Origin of the sequence: Streptomyces sp. H27-H5, from assembly GCF_026627505.1 — a bacterium.
GTDB lineage: Bacteria > Actinomycetota > Actinomycetes > Streptomycetales > Streptomycetaceae > Streptomyces.
The window spans coordinates 1-13213 of the sequence record NZ_JAPNLK010000057.1; the positions used below are offsets into that span (position 1 = coordinate 1).

The following is a 13213-nucleotide window of genomic DNA, read 5'->3' on the forward strand; positions in this document are numbered from 1 at the left end:
CTCCGGCCACGACCGCGGCGACATCGACACAACAAGCCCCTCCCCGGCCGGACCCTACCGACACAGGAACAACCTGCCCACCCGCTCCCACCAGCACCCTCAGCCACACGAATTAACCATCAGGGTCCCCGAACAGGCCAAACGCGACGCCGCGATCCGCACCGACCTCCTCACCCAACTGGGCGAGACGATCGCGAACACCGACAAGCTCAGCGCGACCAAGCGCGCCGAACTACGCGGACGGCTATCCACCAGGCCCGGCCTCAACCGCTTCCTGCGCGTCACCCCGAAGGGGCTGCTACGGATCGACAAGGCGGCGATCAAGGCCGAGAAGCGGCTGGACGGGAAGTTCCTCCTGCGCTGCAGCGACCCGCACCTGTCGGCCGAGGACATCGCGACCGGCTACAAACAGTTGCTGGAAGTTGAACGCGGCTGGCGCGATATGAAAACGATCATCGATCTGCGGCCTGTCTACCACCGCAAGGAAGACCGGATACGCGCCCATGTCCTGCTCTGCTGGCTTGCGTTGCTCCTGATCCGCATCGCGGAGACCACCTGCGAGGAAACATGGCTGAACCTGCGCGAGGAACTCGAACGCATCCACGTCGGCACCTTCGCCGGCCCCGCCGGAACCTTCCGTCAGCGCACCGAGACCAGCCCCGCCCAGCGAGCCATCCTCGCCAAGCTCAAGATCTCCGAGCCCAAGCGCATCATCACCCTGGAACCCGGCGCAACCGCCTGACCTGCACGAACACCCTCGCCTAGACACACGCCGATCCGGCGTGCGCTCCGGCATATCCACAGGTCAAACCCCATATTCGCGTACTAGAGCGCCACCTCAACTGCGGAACTCAGGTCCGAAGGCACCCCGTATGCGGTCATGGCCTCGGCGAAGGCGGTGCACACGGCCCGTCCGGACGGCTCGGCGACCACCTTGGCGATCACGATGAATCTGGAGTGGTCGTCGATGCCGGTGACGAGCTTGCACTCCCGGCCGCTGGCCAGGAACACCCCGCCCATGAGGTCGAGCTGCCACAACTGCATTGGAGCGTCCCGCTGCCAGCGCCGATAGACGCGGCGGTGGTTCTGCTCCTGCTGGTTGACCAGCCCGTGCCGGGTCAGGATCCGGTGAACGGTCGAGCGGCCGGGCGCCGGCACCAGCCCGCGCTCGCTGAGCTCGTGGGCGATGCGACGGGCACCCCACCGCGGATACGAACGGCGCAACTCGCAGACCAGGGCCTCGACCTCGGCGGCCACCTGGTGCGGTGAGACATGCGGCCGCCGGGACTTGTCCACCAGCGCGTCCAGCCCTCCGCCGTGATACCGGTCGACCCAGGAGTACACCGACTGCCGCGAGGCACCAGCCTGGCGGGCTACCTGCGCGACCGGCACCCCGTCGAGCACCTGGAGCACCGCGCGATACCGGTGCTCAGCCATCCACCGCCGGTCGTCCACCGGGTCTTGCTCGCGCTCGTCAGCCACACCGGATTCAACGAGCAACGGCCGTCCAGGATGTGCCGGGACCGTCAAGCATCAACCGGGACAGAACTGTCCAACAACTCGTGGGACTGCACACGGTCACCTCGCGACGGCCAGCGGCAGGGCCCCGATCGAGGCCGGCTGGTCGACCACGACCAGCACCGTTCCGTGCTTGGCCTGGAGCTTCGTGAATATCTCCCGGAGCTTGGGCTCGGTGTTGGGCAGCCGCTTGTCGAACGCCTTCTTCCCGGCCGGGGTCACAGGGGTGGCGTGGTGTTCACTCTTGCCGACGTCCAAACCGAGGAAGACGTCGATGCCACTGATGTCGATCACGTGCAGGCCTCTCCGCTCACGCTTTCGTCCGGCCTTGCCCCGGCACCGAGCTGCCACACCCACGTTACGGAGAGCTCTTCCGGCTCGGGTGAAGCCGGTGCTCAAGCCCCTCATCAGCGGTCCGTCGATGCCTCCGGGCCCGGTGACACCACCCCCCGGATCATCAACTGCAACAAGGGGGGGAAGTCATGCCGGACCCGAAGGCCGGAGGCCCCATTGCGGAGCCACGAAAACGGTAACGGGGGGCCGGCCGCGTTGCGGAGCGAGTACCGGATCGCTTTGGATAGTAGAGACCAAGTCCGGTGCGAAGTAGGGCGGTTACCGGCCGAAGACCCCGGGTGCGCACACAGCGCCCTACGGTACGACCGGCCCGGGCTCCCCCGCCCTCGCCGGGCCCCTGTCCGGGGACCGGCGAGGGCTGGGTGCGTCAGATGCCCAGGGATGCGCGGAGCTGGTCGGACATGGCCTGGATGACCTCGGCCTGGTGGGGCACCAGGTAGAAGTGGCCCTGGGAGAAGACCCGCAGGGCGAACGGCCCTTCGGTGTGCTCGGCCCAGGCAGCCGCCTCCGGCACGGTCACCTTCGGGTCGTCGCTGCCGACCATCGCGAGCAGGGGGCAGTGCAACGGCTCCCCCGGCTCGGGGGCGTAGGTCTCCGCGGCCCGGTAGTCGGCCCGGATGGCCGGGAGGATCATCCGGAGCACCTCCTCGTCGCCGAGCAGCTGTGTGTCGGTGCCGCTGAGGCTCTTGACCTCGTCGATCAAGCCTCGGTCGTGGCGCAGGTGGACGGTCTCGTGGCGGGGTGCCGAGGGGGCCCGGCGGCCGGAGGCGAACAGGGCCGCCGCGACGATGCCCTTCTCGCGCTCGAAACGGCGGGCGACCTCGAAGGCGACCGAGGCGCCCATGCTGTGGCCGAAGAACGCCAGCGGCCGGTCCGCCCAGGGCAGCAGCGCCGTGAAGATGTGGTCGGCGAGTTCGGGGATGCTGTCGATGAGGGGTTCGGTACGGCGGTCCTGCCGGCCGGGGTACTGCACGCAGAGCACGTCGGCGAAGTCCGGCATGGCCCGGGCCACGGGGAGGTAGAAGCTCGCGGAGCCGCCCGCGTGCGGCAGGCAGACCAGCCGGACGGCACTGTCCGGCCGCGGCTGGAACCGGCGTATCCACAGGCTGACGTCGGCGGAGGTCGAGGCGTTCACGGAAGTGATCACTTCCTTTCGAGAGATGGGGACTTTCGGGAGGATGGGGAACGGGGCGGGGTTCAGGACAGTTTGAGGACCCATTCGTCGACGGCGGTCGCGGTGGACCGCGCGTACCGCTCCATCAGCGTGTAGTGGTTTCCGGGCACTTCGGTGACCGTCTCGGCGTGCTCGGGGGCCGGCGGCCGGTCGTCGGCCCCGGCTTCGCCACCGGCCATCCAGTCGTCCGCGCGGACCACCAGCGTGGGCGCCTTGGCCACCGGGGCTTCCCAGTCCGCGAAGATGTGGAGGTAGCCGCCCATCGCGGTGAGCTGGGTGCCGGGTGCGGAGATGAAGTCGAAGCGCTCCGACTGCTCGCGCACCACCGCCGACTGGAACCGGTCGGCCATGCCTTGCTCGCGGGTGAAGCTGTCGAGCATCACGATGCCTTCGACGGGCCGGCCCAGTTCCTCCAGCCGGCAGGCCACGGCGTGCGCGACCCAGCCGCCGGAGGAGTAGCCGACGAGCACCACCGGCTCCTCGCCCACGCCCTCGGCGAGGGCCCTGACGTGCACCTCCACGAGGGCGGCGACGTCCTGCGGCAGCGACTCGCCCGGGCCGAAGCCCGGCTCGGGCAGCCCCCAGACGCTGCGCCGGCCGCCGAACGCGGCTGCGAACCGCGCGTACTGGTGCACCCCGGAAGGTGCCATGTACGGGCCGAAGCAGACCAGATGGGGCCCTTCGTCGCCCTGCGCCAGCCGGACCGGGACCGAGCGGTGCGCGTCGGCCGACGCGGCGTCGAAGGCCGGCCGCAGCCGCGCGGCGGCCGTGACCATCTCGATGCCCTCGGCGAGCCTGCCGAGTTCGCCCGCTCGGCGGTAGAGGCCGACGAGTAGGTCGTCCTGTTCGGCCGGTGCGGCCGGGCGGGAGCCGCCACCGGGCGCTTCTGCCAGCAGGGCGACGAGCCGGGCGGTCACCGCGGCGGGGGTGGGGTGGTCGAAGACCAAGGTGCTGGGCAGCTTGAGGCCGGTGGCCCGGCTCAGCCGCTTGGCGAGCTGTACGGCGGTGAGCGAGTCGAAACCGAGCTCCAGGAAAACGTGCCGCTCCTGCACCGCCTCCTCGGACGGGTGACCGAGCACGGCCGCGGCCTCGGACCGTACGAACTCCAGCACCGTCGCGTCGTGTTCGGCCCCGGTCAGCCCGGCCAGCCGGCGCACCAGGAGCGGCTCGCCGTCGGCCGGGTCGCCCTGGCCTGTTTCCTCGGCGGCCAGCAGGCGGGACACCTCGGGCAGGCCGCCGATGAGCGGGCTCGGCCGAGCCGCGGTGAAGCCGGGCAGGAAGCGCGTCCAGTCCACATCGGCGACGATCACCGAGGTGTCGCCCTGCTCGACCGCGCGCCGTAGGGCCAGCACACCGAGGCCGGGGTCCATCAGGTCGAGGCCGCGCAGCCGCAGCCGCTCCTCGGCCGCCCGGTCGACCATGCCGCCACCGCCCCAGGCACCCCAGGCGATGGAGGTGGCGGTCAGCCCACGCGCCTGCCGGTCCTCGGCGAGGGCGTCCACGAAGGCGTTCGCCGCGGCGTACGCGGACTGCGCGCCGCTGCCCCAGGCTGCGGCGCCGGAGGAGAACAGCACGAAGGCGTCCAGTTCGCGGTCGGCGAGCAGTTCGTCCAGGTGCGCCGCGCCCGCCGCCTTCGCGCCCAGTACGGCGGCGAAGCCGGCCACGGTGGTGTCCGCGAGCATGGCGGGCGTGCCGACGCCGGCGGCGTGTACGACGGCGCTCAGCGGCGGCAGGCCGGCGAGCGAGTCCAGGAGTGCGGCCACCGCCTCCCGGTCGGCCATGTCGCAGGCGGCGACCGTCACGCGGGCGCCCAGCGACTCCAGTTCGGCGCGCAGCTCGTCGGCGCCCTCGGCGTCGGGGCCCCGACGGCTGGTCAGGACCAGGTGTTCGGCGCCGTCGGCCGCGAGCCAGCGGGCGACCCGGCCGCCGATGAAGCCGGTGCCGCCGGTCACCAGGACGGTGCCGCGCGGCTGCCAGCCGGGCCCGGCGGGTGCGCCGCCGCTCGTGGCGCGGACCATCCGGCGGGCGTAGCCGCCCTCGGCGCGGAGGGCGAGCTGGTCCTCTCCGGTGGCCCCGGACAGCGCCGCGGCCAGCCGGCGGCCGGTCCGCACGTCGGTGGCCCGTACGTCGGCGGGCAGGTCGACGAGACCGCCCCACCGGGCCGGGTGCTCCAGGGCCGCGACCCGGCCCAATGCCCCCACCGGCGCCTGGCGTACGGCGTGGACGGGGTCGGCGGGCCCGGTGGACACGGCGCCCCGGGTCACGCACCACAAGGGTGCGTCGACGTCCGCGTCGCCGAGCGCCTGTACGAGGAGCAGGGTCGTGGCGAGGCCGAGCGGAACGGCGGGGTGTTCCGGGTGGGCCTGCTCGTCGAGGGCGAGCAGAGACAGCACCCCGCGTACGCCGCTGCCCGCCTCGCGCAGCGTGGCGGCGAGGGCGTGCCGGTCCTCGTCGCCGGCCACGGCCAGCCGGACGATCTCGGCGCCGTGCGCGGCGAGGGAGTCGAGCGCCAGTTCCACGGCCGGGTCGTCGGTCCGGTCCCGCGCGACGACGGCGAGCCAGACCCCGGACAGGGCGGGCGGCGCCGCGTCGGGCACCGGCTTCCAGCTGATCCGGTAGCGCCAGTCCTCCGTCGCGGCCTCGTCGCGGCGGCCCCGGTGCCAGGCGGACAGCGCCGGGAGCGCGGAGCGCAGGGTGGCGTCCTCGTCGAGCCGCAGCTCCTCGGCGAGAGACGCCAGGTCCTGGCGTTCCACGGCCGCCCAGAACTCGGTGTCCACGGCGGACTCCACCGCCGGGGTCTCGCCCACCGCCGTCTCGGGCGCGTCGAGCCAGTACCGCTGCCGCTGGAACGGGTACGTCGGCAGGTCAGCCGACGCGCCGGTGCGGCCCCCGAACACGGCGTTCCAGTCGACCGGGACGCCGTGCGCGTGTGCCTCGCCCAGGGAGGCGAGGAAGCGCCGGGCGCCGCCCGCGGTGCGGGTCAGGGTCGGCACGACGGCCTCGGCGAGGCCGTCCGTACGCGCGTCGGCGGCGGTGTCCTGAAGTCCGTACACCAGCACCGGGTGCGGGCTGATCTCGATGAAGACCCGGTGCCCGTCGGCCAGCAGGCGCCGGATGGCCTGCTCGAAGCGTACGGTCTGGCGCAGATTGCGGTACCAGTACGCGGCGTCCGGCGCGGTGTCGAGCAGTTCGCCCGTCACCGTCGAGCAGAACGGTGTCTTCGGCGCGCTCGGTGCGAGCGTGGCGAGTTCCGCGGCCAGTTCGTCCCGTACGGACTCGACCTGGGCGCAGTGCGAGGCGAGGTCCACCCGGACCCGCTTGGCCTGTACCCCGTCGGCCGTGCAGGCCTCGTGGAGTTCGGCCAACGCGTCCAGGTCGCCGGAGACGACCACGGTGCGCGGCCCGTTGACCGCGGCCACGCTGAGCCGGCCCTGCCAGCGGGCGAGGCGCTCGGTGACCTCGGCCTCCGACTGCGGTACCGAGACCATGCCGCCCTGACCTGACAGCCGCACGAGCAGGGCGCTGCGGCGCGCCACGAGCCGGGCGCCGTCGGCCAGGGTCAGCGCCCCGGCGATCACGGCAGCGGCGATCTCGCCCTGCGAGTGGCCGACGACGGCAGCGGGGCGCACTCCGCACGAGCGCCACAGTTCGGCGAGCGCCACCATCACCGCCCACAGCACGGGCTGGATCACGTCCGGGCCCTCCAGCTGCGGGGCGCCGTCCGTACCCCGCAGTACGTCTTCGAGTGACCAGTCCACGTATGGGGCCAGTGCCTCGCCGCACGCGGTGATCCACTCCCGGAAGACGGCTGATGTGCCGAGGAGCTCGACGGCCATGCCGGCCCACTGGGAGCCCTGGCCGGGGAAGACGAACACCGGCTGGGCGGGGGCCCCGGCCGAGCCGCGGACCGCGAGCTCGTGCGAGCCGCCGGACGCGAGCGCGTCAAGGGACGCGACCAGCTCGTCGCGGTCTTCGCCGACCACCACTGCGCGCTCGTCGAACAGGGTGCGGGTGGTGGCAAGCGCGTACCCGACGTCCTGCGGGCGGGTCCGGCCCTCGCGCAGGAGCGCGGCGATGCGGCCTGCCTGCTCCTCCACGGCCGCTCCGGTCCGGGCCGAAAGCAGCAGCGGCACGGCAGCCGATCCGAGCGGCGGTTGTGCGGGGGCGGCCCCCGGCTCCTTCTCCGGCTCCGGCTCGTCGGAGCCCGGGTCCGGGTCTGCGCGCGGCGCCTCTTCGATGATGACGTGGGCGTTGGTGCCGCTCATCCCGAAGGACGACACCCCGGCCCGGCGGGGGCGGTCGGCCGCACCCCAGGCGACCGGCTCGGTCAGCAGCCGGACGGCGCCGGCGCTCCAGTCGACGTGTGGGGACGGCTCCTCGGCGTGCAGGGTCTTGGGGAGTACGCCGTGCCGCAGCGCCTGCACCATCTTGATGACGCCGCCCGCCCCGGCGGCGGCCTGGGTGTGGCCGATGTTGGACTTCAACGAGCCCAGCCACAGCGGCCGGTCCCCGGGGCGGTCCTGGCCGTACGTCGCCAGGAGCGCCGAGGCCTCGATGGGGTCGCCGAGCCGGGTGCCCGTGCCGTGCCCCTCGACCACGTCGACATCGGCGGCGGACAGCCCGGCGTTGGCGAGGGCCTGCCGGATGACGAGCTGCTGGGCCCGGCCGCTGGGAGCGGTGAGGCCGTTGGACGCGCCGTCCTGGTTGATGGCACTGCCCCGGACGACCGCGAGCACCCGGTGGCCGTTGCGGCGCGCGTCCGACAGCCGCTCCACCAGCAGCATGCCGACGCCCTCGCCCCAGCCGGTGCCGTCGGCATCGGCGGAGTACGCCTTGCAGCGGCCGTCGGCGGCGAGCGCGCGCTGCCTGCTGAACTCGACGAACGCGCCTGAGCTGGACATCACCGTCACCCCGCCGGCCAGCGCCAGTTCGCACTCGCCCTGGCGCAGGGCCTGGGCCGCCATGTGCAGGGCGACCAGCGAGGACGAGCACGCCGTGTCCACTGTGATGGCCGGCCCTTCGAGGCCGAGGGCGTAGGCGATGCGCCCGGAGGCCACACTGGCGGCATTGCCGGTGCCCAGGTAGCCCTCGACGCCTTCAGGGACGGCGAGGCCGCGCCGGATGTAGTCCTGGTATCCGGAGCCGACGAACACCCCGGTGCGGCTGCCGCGCACGGTCGCCGGGTCGATGCCGGCCCGCTCGAACGCCTCCCAGGAGGTCTCCAGGAGCAGCCGCTGCTGCGGATCCATGGCCGTCGCCTCGCGCGGCGAGATACCGAAGAACGCGGCGTCGAAGTCGGCCAGGTCGTACAGGAAGCCGCCGGCCCGCGCGTAGGTGGTGCCTGGGTGGTCGGGGTCCGGGTGGTAGAGCGTGTCCAGGTCCCAGCCGCGGTTGTCGGGGAACACCGACATCGCGTCCGTGCCCTCGTCCACCAGCCGCCACAGCTCCTCCGGCGAGCTGACACCGCCCGGGTAGCGGCAGCTCATCGCGACGATGGCGATCGGCTCGTCGTCCGCCCGGACGAGCGGACCCGCGGTCTCGGACTCGTCGCCGGTGCCCAGCAGTTCCACGAGCAGCCGGCCCGCCAGGTCGAGCGCGGACGGGTAGTCGAACACCAGCGTCGTGGGCAGCTGCAGTCCGGTGACGCGGACCAGCCGGTTGCGCAGCTCGACGGCCGTCAGCGAGTCGAAGCCCAGGTCGCGGAAGGCCCGCCCGGGCTCGACGGCCTCGGGGCCCGGGTGTCCGAGCACGGCCGCGGCCTCGGCCCGTACGAGCTCCACGAGCGTACGGTCCCGCTCGGCCGGATCCGCCTGTGCGAGGGAGCGGCACAGGGCCGTGGCGGTGTCGGCCGCCTCGTCGGACCGCTCGGACCGCGCGGCGGTGGCCTCCCGGACTTCGGGCAGATCGCCCAGGAGCGGGCTGGGCCGGCCCACGGTGAAGGTCGGGGCGAAGCGCGCCCAGTCCACGTCGGCGACGGTCACGGCGGTCGCGTCCCGCTCGACCGCCCGGTCCAGCACCTTGATCGCGGACTCGGCCGCCAGCGGCTCAAGGCCGCGCCGGCGCAGGCTCTCGGCGACCTCGGGGGTGGCGGCCATGCCGGAGTCGGCCCAGGGCCCCCAGGCCAGCGCGGTGGCCGGCAGGCCGCGCGCCCGGCGGGCGGCGGCGAGCGCGTCGAGATGGGCGTTGGCGGCGCTGTACGCGGCCTGGCCGCCCGCGCCCCACACCCCGGCGATGGACGAGAAGAGCACGAACGCGTCCAGCTCCTGTCCGGCGGGGAGTTCGCCCAGGAGCTCGTCGAGGTGGACCGCGCCCGCCGCCTTCGCGGCCAGGACGGCGTCGAAGCCGGCCGGATCGGTGTCGGCCAGCAGCGCCGGGGTGTCCACGCCCGCCGTGTGCACTACGGCGGTGAGCAGGCAGGCCGTGCCCATGGTGTCTCCCGTGTCCACCAGGCCCGCGAGCAGCCCGGCCAGCGCGTCCCGGTCCGCCACATCGCAGGCGGCGACCGTCACGCGGGCGCCCAGTGCCTCCAGTTCGGCGCGCAGCTCCGCGGCGCCCTCGGCGTCGGGGCCCCGGCGGCTGGTCAGGACGAGGTGTTCGGCGCCACGGCCGGCGAGCAGCCGGGCGACATGACCGCCGAGCGCGCCAGTCCCGCCGGTGATCAGGACGGTCCCCCGGGGGCGCCATTCCGCAGCCGACCGGGTGTCGGCCGCGGTGGCATGAGCGAGCCGCCGGGCGAGTACACCGCCGGCGCGTACGGCGAGCTGGTCCTCCGGGCTGCCGGCGGCGAGTACGCCGACCAGCCGGGCCAGTGCCGGTTCGTCGCACTCCTGCGGCAGGTCGACGAGACCGCCCCACCGGCCCGGGTGCTCCAGTGCGGCCACTCGGCCGAGTCCCCAGATCTGCGCCTGTCCGGGGGCCGTCACCACGTCGTCGTGCGGCGATGTCGACACCGCGCCGCGCGTGGCGCACCACAGCGGTGCCTCGACCCCAGCGTCGCCCAGCGCCTGGACCAGGGTCAGGGTGCCGGCCACGCCGCCGGCCAGTGCGGCCAGGCCCGCCAACGGGCGCTCGTCCAGTGCGAGCAACGAGACGACAGTGCGCGGAACGGCTCCGGCCGTGACCTCGCGCAGCCGTGCGGCGAGCGCCTCCCGGTCCTCGGCGCCGTCGACGGTCAGGCAGGTGGTGCGGGCACCGTGTGCGACGAGCGCGTCATGGAGTCCGGCCGCGATGTGTGCGGCGGTGTTGTCGTTGTCGGGACCGTCGGTGGGCACCACCAGCAGCCAGTGCCCGTCCGCGGCAACAGCCGCGGGATCGGCCGCCGGATCGCTCAACTGCTTCCAGGTGATGCCGTACTGCCAGTCCTCGACGGTGGACCGGCGGGCGCCGATGGGCGCGGCGGCCTCCAGCCAGTAGGTCTCGCGCTGGAAGGCGTAGGTGGGCAGGTCGACGCGTCGGGCGCCGCGTCCGGCGAAGACGGCCGTCCAGTCGACGGCCGTTCCGTGGACGTGGAGCTGGGCGAGGGCCGTGGTGACGGCCAGGTCCTCGGCACGGTCCGTCCGCAGGAGAGGAACCGTAACCGCCTGCTCGTCCAGCGAGTCCTGGGCCATGGCGGTCAGAACACCACCCGGACCGACCTCCAGGAAGGTGCCCACACCTTCGCCGGTAAGGGAGTTGATGGCGTCGGCAAACCGGACGGCATCGCGGACATGCCGTACCCAGTACTCGGCGGAGCAGAACTCCTCCGCCGACACCAGACGCCCGGTGAGCGTGGAGACGACCGGCAGCTTCGGGGCGTCAAAGGAAGCACTCTCCACGACGGCCCGGAAGTCGGCCAGCATCGGATCCATCAGCCGCGAATGGAAGGCGTGGGAGACGGAGAGCGCCTTCGTCTTACGGCCTTCTGATGACAGCCTCTCGACGACCGCCGCGACCACGTCCTCGGAACCCGAAACCACCACGGAGGAGGGGCCGTTGATCGCGGCAATACCGGCTCCGTCCTCAAGCCCGGCCAGCAGCGCACGTACCTCGTCCTCCGAGGCCTGCACCGCGACCATGACACCCCCGTCAGGGAGCGCCTGCATCAACCGGCCACGAGCAGCCACCAGCTTCGCCGCGTCGCCGAGTGAGAGGACACCCGCCACATGGGCCGCGGCGAACTCGCCCACGGAGTGCCCCGCCAGGAAGTCCGGACGTACGCCCCACGACTCGACCAGCCGGAACAACGCCACCTCAACGGCGAACAGCGCGGGCTGTGTGTAGCCAGTCTGGTTGAGTCGCTCGGAGTCAGCACCGAACACCACTCTCTTCAAAGGCTGTTCAAGATGCGCGTCCAGTTGGGAGCAGACCTCGTCGAATGCCTTGGTGAACACGGGGAAGGACGCGTACAGCTCACGCCCCATCCCCAACCGCTGACTCCCCTGCCCCGAGAACAAGAACGCGGTCCCGCCATCACGGCCGCTCACCCCCTCGGCTACCTGAGCGGCGGACGTTCCCTCGGCCACCGCTTTTACGCCGGCGACGAGTTCGGGCAGGTCCGTGCCGACGACGGCAGCCCGGTGTTCCAGCGCGGCGCGCGAGGTGGCGAGGGAGTGGGCCACGTCCACCGCACTGACGTCGCCGAGGCCGAGGACGTGCGCCAGCAGTCGCTCCGCCTGTTCGCACAGGGCCGCGCTGTTGCGCCCCGACAGGGTCCAGGCCACGGGCAGCGGCCCGGCGGCCGGATCTGTTTCGTGGTGCCTGGTGGGGGCTTCTTCGGCATCGGGGGCCGCCGGTGCCTGCTCGATGATGGTGTGGGCGTTGGTCCCGCTCACGCCGAAGGAGGAGACGGCGGCCCGGCGCAGGCGGCCGTTGTCCGTCCAGGCTACGGGCTCGGTGAGGAGCCGTACGGCTCCGGACGTCCAGTCGATGTGCGGGGACGCGTCGTCGGCGTGCAGGGTCTTGGGCAGGACACCGTGCCGCATCGCCTCCACCATCTTGATGATCCCACCCACACCGGCCGCCGCCTGAGTGTGACCGATGTTCGACTTCAGCGAACCCAGCCACAACGGCCGGTCCTCAGAACGCCCCTGCCCATACGTCGCCAGCAACGCCTGCGCCTCGATCGGATCACCCAGCCTCGTACCCGTACCGTGCGCCTCCACCACGTCCACATCAGCCGGGGACAACCCCGCACTGGCCAGAGCCTGTTCAATGACACGCTGCTGAGCGGGACCGTTCGGAGCGGTCAGACCATTGGACGCACCGTCCTGATTGACAGCCGAACCACGCACCACCGCCAGCACCGGATGGCCGTTACGGCGTGCGTCCGACAGCCGCTCCACCAGCAGCATGCCCACGCCCTCGCCCCAGCCGGTCCCGTCGGCCTCGGCGGCGAAGGACTTGCAGCGGCCGTCGACGGCTAGGCCCTGCTGACGGCTGAACTCGGTGAACATCCCGGTGGCGGCCATGATGGCGGCCCCGCCGGCCAGTGCCATCGAGCACTCGCCCTGCCGCAGTGCCTGTATCGCCAGGTGCAGGGCCACCAGGGAGGAGGAGCACGCGGTGTCGACGGTCAGCGAGGGGCCTTCGAGGCCGAAGGTGTACGACACCCGGCCGGAAGCGACGCTGGGAGCGGTGCCGGTGAGCAGGAAGCCCTCCAGCTCTTCCCGGGTGTCGCCGCTGCCCGCGTACCCCTGGTAGGCGAGGCCGACGAACACGCCGGTCCGGGAGCCCTTGACGGCGGTGGGGGCGATCCCGGCCCGTTCGAACGCCTCCCAGGCGACTTCGAGGAGCAGCCGCTGCTGCGGGTCGGTGGCCAGGGCCTCACGGGGAGACATCCCGAAGAAGCCGGGGTCGAACCGGCCCGCTTCGTGAAGGAACCCGCCCTCGCGGGTGTAGCACTTGCCGGGCACGCCCGGGTCGGGGTCGTACAGCCCGTCGAGGTCCCAGCCCCGGTTGGTGGGGAAGCCGGTGACGGCGTCCGAGCCGCTCTCGACCAGCTGCCAGAGCGCTTCGGGGCTGTCCACCATCCCCGGGTAGCGGCAGCTCATCGCCACGATGGCGATCGGCTCCTGGTCCTTCGCCTCCACCTCGTGCAAGCGGCGCCGGGTCTGCTTGAGATCCGCCGTCACACGCTTGAGGTAGTCCAGCAGCTTCTGTTCGTTCTGTTCGTTCTGTTCGTTCCGCATG

General features: G+C 72.6%; 3 protein-coding genes and 2 pseudogenes. 1 reads left to right on the plus strand and 4 read right to left on the minus strand.

Annotation, left to right across the window (positions count from 1 at the left end; all coding sequences use genetic code 11):
* On the plus strand, positions 1 to 742 hold a 742-nt coding region (locus OTB19_RS26255), incomplete at its 5' end, for an IS1634 family transposase (RefSeq protein WP_420716910.1).
* Between the two features lie 110 nt (positions 743 to 852).
* Here the strand turns inward: OTB19_RS26255 and OTB19_RS26260 are convergent.
* The 4 genes and pseudogenes from OTB19_RS26260 to OTB19_RS43415 form a co-directional block, all read right to left on the minus strand.
* A pseudogene (locus OTB19_RS26260) lies at positions 853 to 1437 on the minus strand (helix-turn-helix domain-containing protein); the annotation flags it as partial.
* A gap of 144 nt (positions 1438 to 1581) precedes the next feature.
* Positions 1582 to 1812 (minus strand): annotated as a pseudogene (locus OTB19_RS26265) (IS110 family transposase); the annotation flags it as partial.
* Positions 1813 to 2239: 427 nt separating this feature from the next.
* Positions 2240 to 3007, minus strand: coding sequence for a thioesterase II family protein (locus tag OTB19_RS26270; RefSeq protein ID WP_267800970.1), 768 nt, complete (start codon positions 3005 to 3007; stop codon positions 2240 to 2242).
* Positions 3008 to 3069: 62 nt separating this feature from the next.
* The gene (locus OTB19_RS43415) at positions 3070 to 13212 is read right to left on the minus strand and encodes a type I polyketide synthase (protein ID WP_324290543.1); all 10143 of its coding nucleotides are present in this window, start codon (positions 13210 to 13212) and stop codon (positions 3070 to 3072) included.
* Position 13213: the final 1 nt, after the last annotated feature.

Coding starts and splice junctions, on each gene's coding strand:
- OTB19_RS43415 (WP_324290543.1), bottom strand. CDS start 13,212: ATGCGGAACGAACAGAACGAACAGAACGAACAGAAGCTGCTGGACTAC.